Here is an 18,798-nt window from a genome sequence, read left to right as displayed (position 1 = left end):
ACCCCCAGAAGGATGACGGGGCATTCCCCCGAACGGCGGACACTGTAACCGCCGCCCGCCGTCAAAGCGAGAGCACGCTCCCAGCCGCTACCAGCGGATACTCCGGGAATCCGACCGCGACCACCCCACCGGGGACCACCGAACCGGTCACCCACACCCCGCCGGTCTCGCCGATGGTTCCCAGCAGGTCGATTGACGCGCTGCGCAGCAGCACTACCGCCGCAGGGCCGTCGGGCAGGCGCAGAGTGACACGGGCCTCCACGGAGCCGTCCGGGCGCGGGGTCCAGGGGTCGACGGTGGCCGAAGCGGCTACCCAGCCACCTGCGGCGACCAGGCCGGGGAGTGCGCGGTCGGGTAACCGGTGGCGCGTTCGGTACACCGCGGCACCGGCGACCACGAGTCCGGCTATCGCTGAGCTGGCGAACACCAGCGGCTCGAACACACCCTGGGAGGTCGCGATGAGGTACGCGACGACCAACACCACCGGCACGGAGACGAGGTGGGCGTTGACCCGCTTGCGCAGGGCCGCCGCCATGGCCGCGGTGGGCTCGACCTGGTCGCCGCGGCTGGTGGGGCGTTGTTCCGGGAGGTCGGGTAGCAGCCGGGCGGGCCAGGCCATGTGTGAACCTTCGACCCGCACCGCGGCCACGCCGTCGAAGTTCGGCCCGGCTATCCACACCTTGCCCGTGCGCCGCAGCACCACCCGGTGCGGGGCGGTGAGCAGGAACACCCGCAGCGCGAGCACGCCGTCCTCGCGTTGCACCCGCAGGTCGGTGATCCCGGAGGCGCCGCGCAGGATCTGGGCCTCCACCGGGATCCACGGTGTTGTGGCGAGCATCCCCGCGGCGGCCCGGTTCAGCCGGTGCAGGCGCAGGAGGTGGCTGCCCGCGATCACGTTGAGCCCGGCGCCCAACACGAACAGCAGTACCAGCGGATCACTGCCCCACCACTGGTCGACCGCCACGGCGAGGGCAACCAGGACCCCGGCGGTGACGAACGGGCGCAACCTCGACCACGGCCGGTCATTCAAAGCGACCAGCGCGGCGGTGGTCGGATCGGCCAGGACGGGTTGGTCCGGCGCGGGTTCGGTCAACACGGGCTACCCCCAGGTAGTCGTCGAGCAACAGCGCGGTGACTGTAGACCGCCACCCGCCTCAGCCCGGCAGCACCGTCCCCGCGGCCACCAGTGGATACCCGGGAAACCCGACAGCGACGGTGTTGCCGGGAGCAATCGTTCCCGCCACCCACACACCCCCGGTGTCGACGATGGCGCCGAGCAGGTCGGTGAGCGCGTTGGGCAGGGCCACGGTCGCGACCACACCGCTGTCCAACCGCAGCGCCACGCTCGTCTCCGCCGAGGAGTCAACCCGCGGCGTCCACGGCGAGAGGGTCGCTCCCGCAGCCACCCAGCCTCCTGCCGCGACCAGCCTCGGGAGCTTGCGGTCGATCCACCGGTGCAGGTTCTTCACCTGGCCCAGCGCGAGGCCCAACACCACGACGAGGGTGATGACCAGCAGCACCAGCAGGTCGACGTCGGCCACAAATGCCAGGACCCCCACCAGCAGGCCCACCGCAGGCGAAGCGAGGAGCCACGCCCGGGCGGACAGGTTCTTCGCCCAGAGCAGGGTCGGGTCGGTGGTCTCGGCTTTCGGGACCGGGCCTGGTGCGGGCGCCTTGGCCAACCGGACCGCCGGGTACGCCTCAAAAGAGCCCTCGATCCGCACCGCGGCGTCGCCAGAGCTATCAGGGCCGACGATCCAAGCGCGGCCAGTGCGGCGCAGGACTGGTCGGTGCGCTGTGGACAGCCCCAGCACTCGCAGTGCCCCAGAGGGCGTGGACAGATCCGTGCTGATGCTGCTTCCCCGCAGCACAGTCACTTCGGTCGGACGCCAGTAAGCGTCGACGAGCAAAGCAGCGCCGCGCCTGCTCGACCGCACCAATGACCACAGGTAGGACAAGACCCCCAGGTTCAGCAGGCAGAAGACGCCAGGCAGTACGGCCAACAGGATGTTCCCGTACATCACGATGAAGACGGTCAGTGCCGCTAGAAGGACCGTAAGGAACACCGGCGAGCGCAGTACCTCCCGCTCGGCCCTTGGCCGCAAACGCACTAAGAGGTCGGTGGTCGGGTCGGCCAACACCGGCCGCTCCAGCACAGGCTCGATCACGGTCTCCCCCAAGGGCCATCCGCCGCTACCGGCGGTGATCCTAGGGGGCGGGTTCGGTTCCGCAGGCGGCGCAACTGGGACGCCGCACCCGCATGCCCTCCAGAACCCTGATGATCGTCTGCGACACCTCGGCGCCCGCCTGCCTGGGGTCGTCGGCGCCCGCGATGATGGCCGCCCCGGTCTGCAGGGCGCCGAAGAGGATCCTGGCGGTGACCTCGACCGGCAGGTCGTCGATCTCGCCCGCCGTGATGAGGGCTTCGATGGCGGCCTTGACCAGCCCGAAGCTGAAGTGCTCCTCGGCCTCGCGCCAGCGCTCCCAGCCCATCACGACCGGGCCCTCGTGGATGGCGATGCGCTGGTAGGACGGCTCCAGGCAGACCTGGACGTAGGCCTGCAGGCCGCTGACCGCGCGGTCCCACGGGCTGCCGGGGCCGGTGACGACCTCGCCGAGGCGGGCCAGGACGGCTTTCTCCACGGCGCCGAAGGCGGCCTCGAACACGGCCTGCTTGCCGCTGAAGTGGTGGTAGAGCGCGCCCTTGGTGACCCGCGCGCGGCGGGCGATGGCGTCGAGGGAGGTGGCGGCGTAGCCCTGCTTGGTGAACAGCACCACGGCGGAGTCGACCAGCGCCTTCCTGGTCGACTCGCTGTAGTCCTCCCGGCGGGGTCGGGCTGTCGGCACGCTCACACCCTAGGTCATCCGCAGGACATACCGACGGTACGTACCCGTGGTACGTTGGGCGCGTCCTGGTTCATACCGACGGTATGCCGAAGACCGGTGGTATGTACGCGGGTCCGGGGAGGTCACGATGAGCTGGTCCGACTACCACCGCAGGCACGCCGCGCTCGACGGCGTGCTCGAACACCTCAGGCACAACCCGGGTGGCGCCATCCCGTTCACCGGCGAGGTCGCCGACCTGTTCGACAGCCCGGGGCAGGTGCTGCTCGCGCTGCAGTACCGCTGGACGCTCAAGCTCACCGGCCGCGTGGGCCTGGCCCAGTCCGACGCCGAGCGCGAGCCGGGTGTCGACCTGGTCGACGCGGTCACCCGGGCGTGGCTGGACACCGCCACCGAGCACGCACTGCTGCGCGCGGTCCTCGACGCGCACACCACCGCCAGCCCCGAGGTGCTGCGACCCGGCCTGGAGGGCGAGCAGCGGATGCTGGCACTGGCCGCGGGCCTGGCCGGGCCCGCCGACGCCAGGGCGGAGATCACCCGGGTCGGCGCCGCGTTCACCGCGCTGCTGCGCACCACCCCGCCGCGCCGCCGCCCGGTCCGGCACTTCGCGCGCCGGTTGGCCGCCAGCGCCTGAGCGGTTCCTCAGTGCCCGCTGCCTACCCTCGGGTAGCACGCGTGAAGAGGAGGGCACCCATGAGCTGGTCCGCTGCCGACGTCCCCGACCTGACCGGGAAGACCGCCCTGGTCACCGGGGCGAACTCGGGGCTGGGCCTGCGCACGGCGCAACTGCTCAGCGAGCACGGCGCGCACGTGCTGATGGCGTGCCGCTCGGTCGAGCGCGGGCGGGCGGCGCTGCGGACCGTGACCGGCGCCGCCGAACTGCTGGAGCTGGACCTCGCCGACCTCGCGTCGGTGCGGGCCGCGGCCGAGCAGGTGCGGGAGCGCACGGGTGACCGGCTGGACGTGCTGGTCAACAACGCGGGCGTGATGGTGCCGCCCAAGGGGCGCACCGCCGACGGGTTCGAGTCGCAGATCGGCACCAACCACCTCGGCCACGCCGCGCTGACCTGGCTGGTGATGCCCGCGCTGCGCGCCGCGGCCGGTGCCCGGGTGGTGACCGTGTCGAGCATCGCGCACCGCAACGACGGGTTCGACATCACCGACCTCAACTTCGAGCGGCGGCGCTACCAGGCAGGCGCCGCCTACGCCCAGTCCAAGCTGGCGAACCTGGTCTTCGCGGTCGAACTGCAGCGGCGGGCGGAGGCGGCCGGGCTCGACCTGCTCAGCGTCGCCGCGCACCCCGGCCTGGCCAACACCGAGCTGACGGGCAACTCGACGCGGTCGCGGGTCGGCGGGCCGGTCGGTCGGGGCCTGGCCGCGGTGGTCCGGGCGGGTACCCGGCTGGTGACCGCGCCCGTCGACCGCGCCGTGCTGCCGCAGCTGTACGCCGCCACCGCGCCCGAGGTCACCGGCGGGCAGTACTACGGACCGACCGGACCGGGCGAGATGTACGGCCAGGTGGGTCTGGCCCGACCGCGATCTTTGGCCCTCGACCCCACACTTGGCCGGACATTGTGGGTGCGCACAGCCGAGTTGACCGGCGTTTCCCCGGAACCGGCCTAGAGGCGTAACCTGGCCGTGTGACAGTCGCGCCTGAGGGTCGGAAGATGCTGCGCCTGGAAGTGCGCAACAGCCAGACACCGATCGAGAAGAAGCCCTCGTGGATCAAGACCCGGGCCAAGATGGGCCCGGAGTACCGCGAGCTCAAGGGCCTGGTCAAGCGCGAGGGCCTGCACACGGTGTGCGAGGAAGCCGGCTGTCCCAACATCTACGAGTGCTGGGAAGACCGCGAGGCGACCTTCCTGATCGGCGGCGAGCAGTGCACCCGCCGCTGCGACTTCTGCCAGATCGACACCGGCAAGCCCGCCGACCTCGACCGCGACGAGCCGCGCCGGGTGGCCGAGTCGGTGCAGGCGATGGGCCTGCGCTACTCGACGATCACCGGTGTCGCCCGCGACGACCTCGAGGACGGCGGCGCCTGGCTCTACGCCGAGACGGTCCGCCAGATCCACGCGCTCAACCCGGGCACCGGCGTGGAGCTGCTCATCCCCGACTTCAACGCCGAGCCGGACCAGCTGGCCGAGGTGTTCGGCTCGCGGCCGCAGGTGCTCGCGCACAACCTGGAGACGGTGCCGCGGATCTTCAAGCGGATCCGCCCGGCGTTCCGCTACGAGCGCTCGCTGGCGGTCATCACCGCGGCCCGCGACTTCGGCCTGGTCACCAAGTCCAACCTGATCCTGGGCATGGGCGAAACGCCGGACGAGGTCACCGAGGCGCTGTCGGACCTGCACGAAGCGGGCTGCGACATCATCACCATCACCCAGTACCTGCGGCCGAGCGTGCGCCACCACCCGGTCGACCGGTGGGTCAAGCCGGAGGAGTTCCTCGCGCACAAGGAGACCGCCGAGGGCCTGGGCTTCGCCGGGGTCATGGCCGGTCCGCTGGTGCGGTCGTCCTACCGGGCCGGTCGGCTCTACACCCAGGCCGTCGAGCACCGGGGCCAGCAGGTCCCGGAGAACCTGCGGCACCTGGCCGAGGCGGGCGAGTCGAGCCAGGAGATCAGCGCGCTGCTCAAGCGGTAGCCGCCCGGTCAGCCCCTGGGATGATCCGGCGGTCGACTCCTGGGACGATCTCCGGGACATCCCGGTTATGTCACGCTCACCGCGGACGAAAGACTGAGTGCGGGCGCGCGGCAACCGGGTGGCGGTGCGGTACGTCCCAAGTCCCGAGCGCGGCCGGTGGGGGCCGCCGCGCGGGAGGAACGGCACCGGAGAGCCTGGTGCCCACTGGTGGAGGGGAACCGACCCGTGGCCTTGTTGACCGACGTCCTGGAGTGGCTGCAGGCGCTGCCGCAGCCCGCCCTGGTTGCCGCGACCGGTGGCCTGGTGCTCGCCGAGTGCACCATCGGCCTCGGGTTCATCGCCCCGGGTGAAGGCGGTCTGCTGATCGCCGCGACCACCGTCAACAGTGTCCCCCGGTTCCTGATCCTGTGGGCCGTGGTCACCGTCTGCGCGGGCATCGGCGACTCCATCGGCTACTTCATCGGCCGCAAGTACGGGGTCAAGCTGCGCGACACCAAGCTCATCCAGAAGTACGGGGTGGAGGGCTGGGACAAGGCCACCGACATCCTGCGCCGCCGCGGCGCCTGGGCGGTGTTCTTCGCCCGGTTCATGCCGGTGGTGCGGACGCTGACCCCGGCGGCGGCGGGCACCTCGAACCTGCCGTACCGCAAGTTCCTGCCCGCGGTGGTCGCGGGCGCGGCGTGCTGGTCGGCGGTGCACATCGGCATCGGCGCCGCCCTCGGCGAGGCGGCGCACCGGCTGGAGTCCTACCTCAGCGGCGGCGCCGCGATCCTGCTCGGCGCGGTCGTGCTCGTCGTGGTGGTCAAGATCGTGCTCGGCAAGCGGAAGAAGGCGCGCAAGGCGGCCGAGGCCCAGGCTGTGACGCTGACCGTGCCGAGCGGGACCGCCGAGCGCCGCCCGGACGACGACCCGGAGCTCGAGCGCGTCTGACCCGTACCTCCCCGCGGCGGCCGATCTTGTTCGAAGATCGGCCGCCGCGGCCGTAATCGCCGGTGCGGTTCGAGCGATCTCCCTTGTGGGAAGGGGTTCGGCGAACCGGAGGGGGTCGGTGGCCATCAGCCAGGGGGGTGTGGCCGAGCCGGGGTTCACCGTCGTCGAGCCACCGAGGTCGATCTTCCGCCGCAAGCGCTTCCTCGGCGTGTTCCTGCCGTCGGCGCTGGTCGCGGTGGTCGGGGCGATCGCGCTGTTCGCGGGCGGGGTGCTGGCGCTGCCACTGCGCGAGGTGGTGGTGGTCAGCGGCAGGCTGGCCTCGAAGGCCGAGTTCTTCACCGACGCCGAGGTGCGCCGGATCCTGATGGCGCACGGCATCCAGGTGTCGCTGGACCGGGCGGGTTCGCGCGACATCGCGGTCAACTCCCTCGACGACTACGACTTCGTGTTCCCGTCCGGACAACCCGCCGCCCTGCTGATCAAGCAGCGGCTGGCGCGGTCGGGGCACCGGCCCGCGAAGCTCTACAAGCCGTTCTTCTCCCCCATCGTGCTGGCCACCTACCGCGAGTACGCCACGGCGCTGGCCGGGTACACGCCGGGTGAGCCGGTCGCGACCCCGCAACCGACAACGGGCCCGAGCCTGTACTACGACATGCCGATGGACCGGTTCATCGGGCTGATCCGGCAGGGCAAGACCTGGGACGGCCTCTCGGCGCCCGGCCGCAAGCTCACCAACAGCAACCGGGTTCTCGCGCAGACCTCCGACCTGTGCTCGTCGAACTCCTCGGCCACCTACCTCGGGCTGGTCGCGTTCGTGGCCAACGGCAACGTCATACCGCAGACCGAGGCGGACGCGGTGGCCCTGGCGCGCGAGATCAAGCCGTTGCTGACCGCGCAGGGCCTGCCGGGCGACGACATGTCGAGCAGCTACCTCGCCCCCGACGGGCAGGGGTTGGCGCCGATCGCGGTGATCTACGAGCACCAGTTCCTCGCCCACCAGCTGCGCACACTGCGCCAGACCGGCGAGGTCGACGACCGCAGGGTGCTGCTGTACCCGGCCGCGCAGCTGCAGACGGTGCCCGAGTTCCTGGCGCTGACGCCCGGCGGCGAGCGGCTCGGCGAGCTGATCACCACCGACCCCGACCTGCGCAGGCGGGCGCTGGAACTGGGGTTCCGGGTGTTCGAGGCGGACGACACGCTGACCACCGGCCAGTTCTCGCGGTTCCTCACCGAGCGCGGCCTGCCGGTGCCCAGCTCCGGGGTCGGTGACACCGAGACGTTCCTGCCGTCGTTGCCGCTGCTGGAGAAGATGGTCACCGAGGTGGGCGGGTGCCCGTGAGGGCCGCGGCGCTGCTGGTCCTGCTGGCGGTACTGGCGGGCTGCGTGGCCGCCGGGCCGGAGCCGGTCCGGCTGACCGTGCTGGCCGACCGGGAACTGGCGGACCTGGAGCCGCTGCTGGCGGACCTGCGCCGGGAAACCGGGGTGGAGCTGGCGCTGGAGTACGTCGACGACCCGGAGACCGAGCTGGTGTCGGGGGACTACCGGCACGACCTGGCCTGGCCGGTGACCGACCGGTTCCTGCACCTGCGGGCCAAGGCCCAGGGCAGGGGCAACGCGCTGCCGACCTCGACGACGGTGATGTCCTCGCCGCTGGTGGTCGGGGTGCGGCCGGGAGCCGCGGCGAAGCTGCGCGCGGCGGCGGGTGGCGCGGAGCCCTCGTGGGCGGACGTGGCGGATCGGGCGGCGGCGGGCGAACTGCGGTTCGGGATGACCGACCCGAGCGGGTCCGGCTCCGGACTGGCCGCGCTGGTGGGGGTGGCGACCGCGGCCGCGGGCACCGGCGGGGCACTGACCAAGGAGCAGGTCAGCTGCGTCGCGCTGGGCGGATTCCTCGCCGGGCAGGTGTTGCAGCCGCGCAGCAGCGCGGACCTGATCGCGCAGTTCACCGCGCGGCAGGCCGAGGTGGACGCGGTGGTCGAGCACGAGTCGACCCTGTTGGCGCTCAACGCCAGCGGGCGGCTGCGCGAACCGCTGGAGATCATCTACCCGCGCGACGGGATGATGCTGTCGCGGTTCCCGCTGATCCTGCTCGACCCGGCCAAGCGCGAGGGCTACCAGCGGGCGGTCGGCTGGCTGCAGGGCGAGCACGCGCAGCGCTGGATCATGGACAACACCGCCAGGCGCGCGGCCGACCCCGGCCTGGACCGGCCGCAGCGGCTGCGGGCGCCCATCGGCAACGCGCTCTACTTCCCCGACCGGCAAGAGGTCCTCGACGCGCTGCTGGCCGCGTACCGGCGGCTGACCTCCGGCGCGGTCCACCAGGTGGTGTTCGTGCTGGACTACTCCGCCTCGATGGCCGGTCCCCGGGTGGAGCGGCTGCGCGCGGCGTTCCGGGCGCTCAGCGGGACCGGCACCGGCGGCTTCGCCAGGTTCCACGTCGGGGAGACGATCACGGTGCTGCGCTTCGCGGGCACCGTGCTGCAACGGCACGAGGTCACGGTCACCAGTCAGTCCGATGTGGACGCACTGGCCGGGGTGCTGGCGGCACCGGCGGACGGGCGGGGCACGGCGATCTGGTCCGCGCTGGAACAGGGGTACCTGGCGGTGCGCGGTGACGCGTCGGTGGTGCTGATGACCGACGGGGAGAACAACGCGGGCATCACCGCGGCGCAGTTCCTCGGCGCCGGAGCACGACCGGTGCCGACCTACGCGATCGCCTTGGGCGAGGCGGATCCGGTGGAACTGGGCGAGGTGGCCAGGGCGACCGGCGGACGGGTGGTCGAGACGAGCGAGGCGGCACTGGAGGCGGCGGTGAGGGAGATCCGTGGCTGTCGATAGGGCTCTGTGGTGGTCGGTGTGGTGGCCGTGGGCGCTGGTGTGGGCGGTCACCGCGGTGGCGGTCGTGGTCGCGCTGGGCGCCCTGGTGTGGGCGTGGCGGTCGCGGCGGCGCTTCGCCCCGGTGCGCGAGGTGCCCGGGTTGACCTTCTACCTGCACGAGAAGTCGGTGATGGACCTGTACCTGTCCGGCGGCTACGGCGACGCGATGCGCCGCGAGGTCGAGGAACGGGTCGGCACCAACCGGGACCACAAGATCGCGCTCAAGGTCCGCGACGTCGGCGTGGACGGCGGGCGCACCAGCGGGCGCGAGGTGGTCAGCCGCTACATCACCACCGCAGAGCCGATCGCGGTGATCGGCGTCCTGCTCGACGTGCTCGGCGCCGCCGACGGCGTGGTGCACGTCGACCTCGGCAAGCGCACCGTCGTGCGCAACACCGCGCTCACCAGGGTGCACGACGACGGCGCGGCGGTGCGGCTGCGCGCGATCAACGACTACGTCTCGGTGCGCGGGTCGTTCCGGGTCGCCGAGCAGTCGGGGTCGCGCACGGTCCTGCTGGCCCCGTTCGGCGACCCGGACGACCCGGAGGAGGGGCCGCAGGTGCGCATCGAGTGCCACCAGGACGGCCTGCGCGACGACGAGATCCCGGACGGGCCGTTCCAGGCGCGCTGCCTGGGCAAGGTCCAATCGTGGAAATCGGGCACGGGGGAACTGGTGATCAGGCCGATCGCCATCTTCCAGTGAATTCTGTTATGGGGATCTGAGATGACCCCGGACGTGTTGGCGGCAGGGCAGTCTTTTCTTTGAATGGATACCCTGCCTCCAGGAGCGAGAATGCTTCGACGTCTGCTTGTCCCGGCCGCTGTGCTGGTCGCCGCCGTGGTGGGCCCCGCACCGCCCACCGGTGCCGCTGACCTGGCCGAACCCGCACCGGCCCCGGCGGCGGCCAGCCCGGTGAGCACGACCGGCGCCAGTGAGAGCACCAACACCGCGATCCGGTATGGCAATACTGGGAATTCCTGGCGCACCGAGTTCACGGCACCGGGTGCCAGTTATGTGAAGGTGCATTTCGCGCCGCTGAAACTGGTGGGCGGTGACTACGTGACCGTCGCGTCCCCCGACGGCCGCGAGGTCTACACCTACTACGCCGACCGGTCGAAGGGCTCGTCTTTCACCGAGCACGGCGGCCCCGGGTTCGCGGCCATGTCGATCGACGGCGACACCGCGGTGGTCACCCTGCACGCCACCGGTGCCCGCGACGGCGCCCGGCTGACCCGGCAGGGCTACGGCACCCGGGTCACCCGCTACGACCGCGGTTTCGGGGCGGCCGAGTTCGCCGCGAACAACCCGCGGCCGTTCAGCGTGTGCGGCAACGACGCGCGCAAGGACGTCGTCTGCTACCAGAACAGCCACCCCACCGAGTACGCGCGCTCGCACGCGGTGGCCAGGCAGCTGGTCAACGGCCTCGGCTCGTGCACGGCGTGGCGGGTCGGCAACACCAACCGGATGCTGACCAACGCGCACTGCGTCGCCGACGCGGCGGAACTGCGCTCCAGCGAGTTCCAGTTCGACTACCAGTGCGCCACCTGCGGCGGGAACAACCCGCGCACCGGCACCAAGGTCGCGGGCCAGGACCTGATCCGCACCAGCTCGCTGCAGAACCTGGACTACACCCTGTTCAGCGTCACCAACTTCGAGAGCATCCGCCAGTACGGCACGCTGTACCTGGACGTGCGCGAACCGACCGCCAACGAGCGGATCTACATCGCGGGCCACGGCGACGTCCTGCCCAAGCGGATGTCGCTGTTCGAGGAGTCCGAAGGCGGCGCCACCTGCAAGATCGACGTGGTGTCCTCGGGGGTCAACACCGGCTACCGCTGCGATTCCTCGGGCGGCAACTCGGGTTCGCCGGTCCTGGCGGGCTCCTCGCACAAGGTGATCGCCCTGCACCACCTGGGCGGCTGCCCGAACTGGGGCACCCGGATCACCCTGGTGTACAACGAGATCCGCAACGACATCGACAACACCAGCGGCGGCGGCAACACCCCCGTCCTGGCACTGCAACCCACCTCCGGCACGGTGAACCAGGGCACCTCGACCACGGCGACCCTGCAAACCCCCACCATCAGCGGCAACCCGACGCTCACCCTGAGCGCCACCGGAGCCCCGGCCGGAACCACAGCCGTGTTCTCCCCCACCGCCGTCACCGCGGGCCAGTCCAGCACCCTCACCATCAACGTCGGCACCGCAACCGCCCCCGGCACCTACACCATCACCGCCTCGGCAACAGGCGCCACCACCGCCCCGGCCACCTACACCCTGACCGTCCCAGGTGGACAAACACCGTGCCAGGGCATGAAGGTCACCAAAACCGGCTCCCTCACCACCGGAGCCACCCAATACCAACCCGACGGTTCCTTCTTCCAAACCACGGTGGCAGGCGCCCACAAAGCCTGCCTGACCGGCCCCACCTCCGCCAACTACGACCTATACCTCCAAAAATGGAACGGCTCCACCTGGCCCACCGTCGCCCAAGCGACCACAGCGGGCTCCAGTGAAACCCTCACCTACACCGGAACCGCGGGCTACTACCGCTACCAGATCAAATCCGTAACAGGCAGCGGCTCCTACACCCTCGGCTACAACTACCCGTAACCAGACGGCTGGCTCCCGTCGTCCCACGGGAGCCAGCCCCTGATCGGATCAAGAGCAGGTCGGATCCCTGGCGGTGCGCCGAACGGTCCCCAAACCGCAACACCCGTTCAGCCCATGCAGAGTCATGTTTACCGCTAGAAAATCACCTACAGTGACGACCAACCTGCCCCCCCGTATAGCGCTCGCGCGATGTGTCCAGCATTTGTCACACATTTCCCGCCCGACGGCGGATTCATGACAACCGTGGGTTTCCCCATGATTGCCTCGGTCGACCAGAAACTGGCGGCGACGAGCATCCCGCTCATCAGTTCGGCTGAACTCGACCTCCGTCGGGCTGAAAACTTCGGCCGCTCGGCGACACGCCGCGACCTCGATGCGACAACGCTGGGCTCGATGAGGCATGCTTTGTCACGTTCGAGTGAGGGCATGGTTCTCGTTTGATCACAGTCGAACACAAGCGCGGCCCCCTGCTGCAACAGGAGGCCGCGCGAAGCTCACCCCATCCACTGGCCTGATAACCGGAATTGGAGGAAGCCCTTCGAGTCTAGGGCCAGACGCCCCCGCCCACCAGAGTTCGGCCGCGTGACTTGGCCTGCTTGGGTGTTTCGGTTGAGAGTCAAGCCGTCGAGGTCTTTCGACCTGTCCCCCGCTCACCGCAGTCGGTGACCTCCGCGCACACGGGCGAGTCGAACCACTCGCCCGTGATCACCGCGCGCGGGAAAACTGTCCATGATGGACTCGAAGAAGGACGGGCGCGTCGGGCAACCGCGATGTCCGCCCGTGCACGAACAAGGATGATTTCACTTTGCCTGGAAAGAAACTCCCCACCGCGCCGGTGACCATCTACCGGTTCCCGGCAGGCCTCCCCCTCACCGACTACCTCAAGCCCCCCAAGGACGCTGAACTCGAAGTCGATCAGACGACCCGGATAGCGGGCGCCACCGCCCACCTCGTGGCAGGTGGACGCGTGGGCAACAACGCGTCGTGGGGCGACCACCCCCGGCAGATCACCGGTGTGGACCTGGAACTCGCTGTTCGATCGCCTTTCCTCGTCGTCGTGGTCGAACTCGACCAGGACTGGGTGTGCGCCGCCACCTGGGGCGTGGGCGCGCACCACCTGCTGGACGAAACACTGCTGGACGAGGGCTTCGGCTTGGCGTTCGCCGTCCGCCGCGTCGACCCCTCGAACCTGCGCACCGTGAACAGCGCCTCGGTGGACACGACGTCACGGCAAACGCGGACCTCGTTCCCGCTCGGCAACCCGCTTTCCGCCTTTCCCCTGGAACCCGCGGGTGAGGTCGTGACGCACGTGACCGGGCCCGCCGACATGGCGGGCCTGACCTATCACCGGGCTACCGGCAAGACCTGGCAGATCAAGGCAGGCGACTCACTGCACATCCAACTGGGCCGGTCGCCCGAGGACTTCGTGGCGGACCTGCGCACCATCTGCGCAGTGGTGGACTCCACTGACGCGGCGTCCCCCTTGCGCTTCATCAACCAGGTGCGACCGGCAGGGGCGAACCACCCCTTGATGGCCGAACTCGAGGCAAGGCTTGCCGTTGCCCTCGGCGGCGACACGCGCTTCGGGCCGATCGGCCTCTGCTGGCCGAATGCGGCCGCCGCCGCCGCGGCGGAGGCGAACTCCTTCGCCATCACGAGCTTCGGCGGCCTCGGCCACGTTCGGCTCGATCCCGATGTCGACATCGACGAGGTCACCGCGCGGTTCGCCCAGATCACCGAGGGCGCGCGCCTCGCGGAGTTGAAGACCGCGCGCTTGGCGCCGTGCGCCGATGACCAGGGCGAGGATGCCCTCGTCCGGCCGATCACGCTCGACAAGTGGATCTCCTTCGAGACCACGCTCGGGAGCAAGACCTTCTGCCTCAACCGCGGCCGCTGGTACGAGATCGGCGAGGACGCTGTCGCCCGAGTCCACGAACGATTGGCCGAACTCTTCGCCAACACCAGCCCGCTGCCGTTCCCGACCTGGCGGCGAGCCAGCTCGCCCGACGACGAGCACCGGTACTGCGAACTGGTGGCCGAGCAGTCCGGTTTCCTCTGCCTGGACAAGAACCTCGCCCGAACACCGATGCACCCCCGGCTCGAGCTGGCGGACCTGCTGGGTCCCGACAACGAGCTGATCCACGTCAAGTGGCCCTCGGGCGCAGCCGCGATGGGGCACCTCTTCACCCAAACCCGAGCATCCGCCTGGTCACTACGCTCCGAGCCCGAGGCGTTGGGGCAGCTCGACACCAAGGTCAGGATGGCCGACAACGCCAGAACGATCACGACCAGACCGCGGACGGTGGTCTTGGCCATCGGCGGTCGACAGTGGGGAGTGCAGACGCTGTTCACCCTGACCCAGGTCGGCCTGATCCGGTTGAGCCAGGAACTGTCTTACCTCGGCATGACGCTCCAGTTCGCCAACATCCCCTTTGTCGCGAAGTCGAGGAAGAACGGCCGATCAAGCCAAGCCGCCTGATCTCAGGCCATAGGGCGCTTCACCGCTCGGACCGGCCATGACATGGCCCGTGCTCCTCATCAGAGGCGTACTCGTCATGCGGCCGGTCCGAGCCCCGCTCGTGCGCAGCACCCGATGCAAGAAGGCAGTCGAGCTACCGAGTACACCCGCGCCCGGACGGGGTAGAAAATCAGCTGCGCCAGGCGGGCTCCTGCAATCAAATGATTCTGTGGGCGCAGCAGGATTCGAACCTGCGACCGCTCGGGTGTAAACCGAGTGCTCTCCCGCTGAGCTATGCGCCCGGGTCCGCGCCCCCACCGACTCGGGGCGCGGGGTCGAACCTACAGCGCGGCCACGGCCTTCTTCCAGGCCTCCTGGTCGCGGGCCTCGCCGGGGCCGTTGATCTCGGCGAAGCGGACGGTGCCTTCGGTGTCGATCAGGAAGGTGCCCCGGTTGGCCAGGCCCGCCGCCTCGTTGAAGACGCCGTAGAGCTTGGCTACGTCGCCGTGGGGCCAGAAGTCGGAGAGGAGGGGGAACTGGTAGTTCTGCTGGGTCGCCCAGGCCTTGAGACTGAAGGGGGTGTCGACCGACACACCGATGACCTGGACGTTGTTGTCGCTGTAGTCGGCGAGCTCGTCGCGGACCTGGCAGAGCTCGCCCTGGCAGGTGCCGCTGAAGGCGAACGGGTAGAACACCAGGAGCACGTTCTTGGCCCCCCGGTAGTCCGCCAGCGCCACCGGCTGCTTGTTGTAGTCGTTGAGCGTGAAGTCCGGGGCCTTCGAACCGACCTCGACCGCCATACCAGGAATCCTCCGCGGCTGGGGGCGCGTCGCCGCGCCGAGACTGTGCACGGCCAGCCTAGGCCACCCGGGTGGGTGAGCACCCGGGTGACCACCAGCACAGGGTCAGCGCTTGGGCTTGGCCGACTTGGGCGCCACCAACCTGGTACCGGCCCAGTCCTGGCCGACGCTGACGCTGGAGGTCTGGGCCAACCCCGCGGTGGGCACCGCCTCGGCGATGTCGCTCGGTTCGACGTGCCCCGGCCTGCCGGTCTTGGGTGTCAGCACCCAGATCACGCCGTTGTCGGCGAGGGGCCCGATCGCGTCCATCAGCGTGTCGACGAGGTCCCCGTCCTCCTCGCGCCACCACAGCAGGACGATGTCGACGACCTCGTCGGCGTCCTCGTCCAGCAGGTCGGAGCCAATGCGCTCCTCCACCGCCGCACGCAGGTCGTCGTCGACGTCCTCGTCCCAGCCGAGCTCCTGGACTACGTTGCCTGCCTCGATCCCCAGCTTGTCGGCGACGTCGGCGTTCCCGGCGTCTCCCGCGGCCACCACGGTGTCACTCCTCCAGTTGTGCTCTCGCGGTGCTCCTGCCCCCTCGTCCGAGGGCCGTCGACCGCGTTGTGCCTGTTCGGTTAGGCGATAGCGAACACTGACAGTGGCCACCTGCGCAACCGTCCGCTGTTCGACACGCCGCTACCGGGGCCGCCAGCCGCTCCGGCGCGCCGGGTCGTGCGGGCTGTCCCACGTCGTCTACTGAACAGTAAGGATGACGCCGCCGCCCGGCGAGCGGAACATGGCAGAGTGTCACCCGGGCGCGTGGTATCGCGCGCGCGAAAACTTGTCCTCTGATCAGGCTGGAGCTCCGAGTTGGCCACGCAGAAAAACCAGCCCACCCCCGAGCGCGTCCGCGTCATCCGCGACGGTCTCGCCGCACACCTCCCGGACATCGACCCCGAGGAGACCGCGGAATGGCTGGAGTCCTTCGACGCCGCGCTGGCAGGCGGGGGGCAGCAGCGCGCGCGCTACCTGATGCTGCGGCTGCTCGAGCGGGCCAGGGAGAGCCACGTCGGGGTGCCCGCACTGACCAGCACCGACTACGTGAACACCATCCCCACCGAGAAGGAGCCCTGGTTCCCCGGTGACGAGGAGGTGGAGCGGCGGTACCGGGCGTGGATCCGCTGGAACGCCGCGATGACGGTGCACCGCGCGCAGCGCCCCGGCGTCGGCGTCGGCGGGCACATCTCGACCTACGCGTCCTCGGCCGCCCTTTACGAGGTGGGCTTCAACCACTTCTTCCGCGGCAAGAGCCACCCCAGCGGCGGCGACCAGATCTACGTGCAGGGCCACGCCTCCCCCGGCATCTACGCCCGCGCGTTCCTCGAGGGCAGGCTCACCACCTCGCAGCTCGACGGGTTCCGCCAGGAGCTCTCGCACGCGGGCCCCGGCGGCGGCCTGCCGTCGTACCCGCACCCGCGGCTGATGCCGGACTTCTGGGAGTTCCCCACCGTCTCCATGGGCCTTGGCCCGATGAACGCCATCTACCAGGCCCGGTTCAACCGGTACCTGCGCGACCGCGGCATCAAGGACACCTCTGACCAGCGAGTATGGGCGTTCCTCGGCGACGGCGAGATGGACGAGCCGGAGTCGCGCGGCCTGGTGCACGTCGCGGCCAACGAGCAGCTCGACAACCTCACCTTTGTGATCAACTGCAACCTGCAGCGGCTGGACGGCCCGGTCCGGGGCAACGGCAAGATCATCCAGGAGCTGGAGGCGTTCTTCCGCGGCGCGGGCTGGAACGTCATCAAGGTCATCTGGGGCCGCGAGTGGGACTCGCTGCTGCACGCCGACCGCGACGGCGCGCTGATCAACCTGATGAACACCACCCCCGACGGCGACTACCAGACCTACAAGGCCAACGACGGCGCCTTCGTCCGCGAGCACTTCTTCGGCCGCGACCCGCGGACCAAGGAACTGGTCACCCCGATGACCGACCAGGAGATCTGGAACCTCAAGCGCGGCGGCCACGACTACCGCAAGGTGTACGCGGCCTACCAGGCGGCCACCGAGCACGTCGGCCAGCCCACGGTGATCCTGGCCAAGACGATCAAGGGCTACAACCTGGGCCCGCACTTCGAGGCCCGCAACGCCACGCACCAGATGAAGAAGATGACCCTGGACGACCTCAAGGCCTTCCGGGACACCCTGCGCATCCCGATCTCCGACGCCGACCTCGAGCGCGACCCGTACCTGCCGCCGTACTTCCACCCCGGCCAGGACGCCCCGGAGATCCAGTACCTGCAGGAGCGCCGCCGCCAGCTCGGCGGGTACCTGCCCGAGCGGCGCACCAAGGCCAAGGCGCTGGCGCTGCCCGGCGACAAGGTCTACGACGTGCTCAAGCGCGGGTCGGGCAAGCAGGAGGTCGCCACCACGATGGCGTTCGTCCGGCTGGTGCGCGACCTGGCCAAGGACCCGGAGATCGGGCCGCGGCTGGTGCCGATCATCCCGGACGAGGCGCGCACGTTCGGCATGGACTCGATGTTCCCCACGCAGAAGATCTACAACCCGCAGGGCCAGCTCTACACCTCGGTCGACGCGTCGCTGATGCTGTCGTACAAGGAGAGCGAGCAGGGCCAGATCCTGCACGAGGGCATCAACGAGGCCGGGTCGACCGCGTCGTTCACCGCCGCGGGCACCTCCTACGCCACGCACGGCGAGCCGATGGTGCCGATCTACATCTTCTACTCGATGTTCGGCTTCCAGCGCACCGGCGACGGCCTGTGGGCGGCGGCCGACCAGATGGCGCGCGGGTTCGTGCTCGGCGCCACCGCGGGCCGCACCACGCTGACCGGTGAGGGCCTGCAGCACAACGACGGGCACTCGCTGCTGCTGGCGGCGACCAACCCGGCCGTGGTGGCCTACGACCCGGCGTGGTCGTTCGAGATCGCCCACATCGTCAAGGACGGCCTGCGCCGGATGTACGGCGAGCAGGCCGAGGACATCTTCTACTACCTGACGATCTACAACGAGCCCTACCAGCAGCCCGCGGAGCCCGCGAACCTCGACGTCGAGGGCCTGCTGCGCGGCCTGTACCGCTACGCCGAGGCGCCCTCGACCGAGGGGCTGCGGGCGCGGATCCTGGTCTCCGGCGTGGCCATGCCCGCCGCGCTCAAGGCCCAGCGGCTGCTGGCTGAGGAGTGGGGCATCGGCGCCGAGGTGTGGTCGGCGACCTCGTGGGCGGAACTGCGCCGCGACGCGGTCGAGGTGGAGCGGCACAACCTGCTGCACCCGCAGGCCGACCCGAGGGTGCCGTACGTCACCTCGGTGCTGTCCGAGGGCGCGGGCCCGGTCGTGGCGGTGTCGGACTGGATGAGCGCGGTACCGGACCTGATCCGCCCGTGGGTACCCACCGACATGTTCACCCTGGGCACCGACGGGTTCGGCTTCTCCGACACCCGCCCGGCCGCCAGGCGGCACTTCCTGGTGGACGCCGAGTCGATCACCGTCGGCACCCTGGCCGCCCTGGCCCGGCGCGGCGAGGTCGGCCGGGACAAGGTCACCGAGGCCGCCACCCGCTACCGCATCGACGACGTCTCCGCCGCCGGACCGCAGACCTCGGACCCCGGCTCCGCCTGACGCACCCCACCGGCC

At 70.2% G+C, this 18,798-nt stretch carries 16 protein-coding genes and 1 tRNA gene; 11 read left to right on the top strand and 6 right to left on the bottom strand.

Features of this window, described 5'->3' with window-relative positions:
• Positions 1 to 61: 61 nt before the first annotated feature.
• The 3 genes from JOD54_RS14490 to JOD54_RS14480 are packed head-to-tail and all read right to left on the bottom strand — an operon-like array spanning position 62 to position 2,853.
• A complete protein-coding gene (locus tag JOD54_RS14490) occupies positions 62 to 1,096 on the bottom strand; it encodes a hypothetical protein (RefSeq protein WP_204451037.1) in 1,035 nt (344 codons plus the stop codon).
• A 58-nt stretch (positions 1,097 to 1,154) separates the two neighbouring features.
• Entirely contained in the window at positions 1,155 to 2,168 is a 1,014-nt protein-coding gene (locus tag JOD54_RS14485; protein WP_204451036.1) for a hypothetical protein, read from the bottom strand.
• Positions 2,169 to 2,208: 40 nt separating this feature from the next.
• Positions 2,209 to 2,853, bottom strand: a complete 645-nt coding sequence (locus JOD54_RS14480; RefSeq protein WP_204451035.1) for a TetR/AcrR family transcriptional regulator — start codon at positions 2,851 to 2,853, stop codon at positions 2,209 to 2,211.
• A gap of 121 nt (positions 2,854 to 2,974) precedes the next feature.
• Between JOD54_RS14480 and JOD54_RS14475 the strand changes: the two genes are divergently transcribed.
• The 10 genes from JOD54_RS14475 (at position 2,975) to JOD54_RS14430 (ending at position 14,386) form a co-directional block, all read left to right on the top strand.
• Positions 2,975 to 3,478, top strand: coding sequence for a hypothetical protein (locus JOD54_RS14475; RefSeq protein ID WP_204451034.1), 504 nt, complete (start codon positions 2,975 to 2,977; stop codon positions 3,476 to 3,478).
• Positions 3,479 to 3,537: 59 nt separating this feature from the next.
• Positions 3,538 to 4,467, top strand: a complete 930-nt coding sequence (locus JOD54_RS14470; RefSeq protein ID WP_204451033.1) for an oxidoreductase — start codon at positions 3,538 to 3,540, stop codon at positions 4,465 to 4,467.
• Positions 4,468 to 4,484: 17 nt separating this feature from the next.
• Positions 4,485 to 5,486, top strand: a complete 1,002-nt coding sequence (gene lipA / locus JOD54_RS14465) for a lipoyl synthase (protein ID WP_204451032.1) — start codon at positions 4,485 to 4,487, stop codon at positions 5,484 to 5,486.
• 225 nt (positions 5,487 to 5,711) lie between these two features.
• On the top strand, positions 5,712 to 6,416 hold the full coding sequence (locus tag JOD54_RS14460; RefSeq protein ID WP_204451031.1) for a DedA family protein: 705 nt from the start codon (positions 5,712 to 5,714) through the stop codon (positions 6,414 to 6,416).
• Between the two features lie 118 nt (positions 6,417 to 6,534).
• Complete coding sequence (locus tag JOD54_RS14455; protein ID WP_307860022.1) at positions 6,535 to 7,755, top strand: hypothetical protein; 1,221 nt, start codon at positions 6,535 to 6,537, stop codon at positions 7,753 to 7,755.
• A complete protein-coding gene (locus JOD54_RS14450; RefSeq protein WP_307860021.1) occupies positions 7,746 to 9,254 on the top strand; it encodes a substrate-binding domain-containing protein in 1,509 nt (502 codons plus the stop codon). Before JOD54_RS14455 ends, JOD54_RS14450 begins: the two co-directional genes overlap by 10 nt.
• Positions 9,241 to 9,996, top strand: coding sequence for a hypothetical protein (locus JOD54_RS14445; RefSeq protein WP_204451030.1), 756 nt, complete (start codon positions 9,241 to 9,243; stop codon positions 9,994 to 9,996). The genes JOD54_RS14450 and JOD54_RS14445 overlap by 14 nt, the downstream gene beginning before the upstream one ends.
• A gap of 90 nt (positions 9,997 to 10,086) precedes the next feature.
• A complete protein-coding gene (locus JOD54_RS35035; RefSeq protein WP_204451029.1) occupies positions 10,087 to 11,907 on the top strand; it encodes a S1 family peptidase in 1,821 nt (606 codons plus the stop codon).
• Positions 11,908 to 12,162: 255 nt separating this feature from the next.
• Complete coding sequence (locus JOD54_RS14435; RefSeq protein ID WP_204451028.1) at positions 12,163 to 12,348, top strand: hypothetical protein; 186 nt, start codon at positions 12,163 to 12,165, stop codon at positions 12,346 to 12,348.
• Between the two features lie 364 nt (positions 12,349 to 12,712).
• Positions 12,713 to 14,386: a TIGR04141 family sporadically distributed protein gene (locus tag JOD54_RS14430; RefSeq protein WP_204451027.1), complete on the top strand. Its 1,674-nt coding sequence runs from the start codon at positions 12,713 to 12,715 to the stop codon at positions 14,384 to 14,386.
• Positions 14,387 to 14,595: 209 nt separating this feature from the next.
• Here JOD54_RS14430 and JOD54_RS14425 read toward each other — a convergent pair.
• The 3 genes from JOD54_RS14425 to JOD54_RS14415 form a co-directional block, all read right to left on the bottom strand.
• A tRNA-Val gene (locus JOD54_RS14425) sits at positions 14,596 to 14,667 on the bottom strand.
• A 39-nt stretch (positions 14,668 to 14,706) separates the two neighbouring features.
• Positions 14,707 to 15,165 carry a peroxiredoxin gene (locus tag JOD54_RS14420; RefSeq protein ID WP_204451026.1) on the bottom strand — a complete coding sequence of 153 codons (459 nt, stop codon included), beginning with the start codon at positions 15,163 to 15,165 and terminating at the stop codon, positions 14,707 to 14,709.
• Positions 15,166 to 15,270: 105 nt separating this feature from the next.
• A complete protein-coding gene (locus JOD54_RS14415; RefSeq protein WP_204451025.1) occupies positions 15,271 to 15,702 on the bottom strand; it encodes a DUF3052 domain-containing protein in 432 nt (143 codons plus the stop codon).
• A gap of 315 nt (positions 15,703 to 16,017) precedes the next feature.
• On the opposite strand from JOD54_RS14415, the gene aceE reads away from it, so the two are divergent.
• The gene (gene aceE / locus JOD54_RS14410) at positions 16,018 to 18,783 is read left to right on the top strand and encodes a pyruvate dehydrogenase (acetyl-transferring), homodimeric type (protein ID WP_204451024.1); all 2,766 of its coding nucleotides are present in this window, start codon (positions 16,018 to 16,020) and stop codon (positions 18,781 to 18,783) included.
• Positions 18,784 to 18,798 lie beyond the last annotated feature (15 nt).

Origin of the sequence: Actinokineospora baliensis (assembly GCF_016907695.1) — a bacterium.
GTDB lineage: Bacteria > Actinomycetota > Actinomycetes > Mycobacteriales > Pseudonocardiaceae > Actinokineospora > Actinokineospora baliensis.
This window is presented reverse-complemented; position numbering and strand designations above follow the sequence as displayed.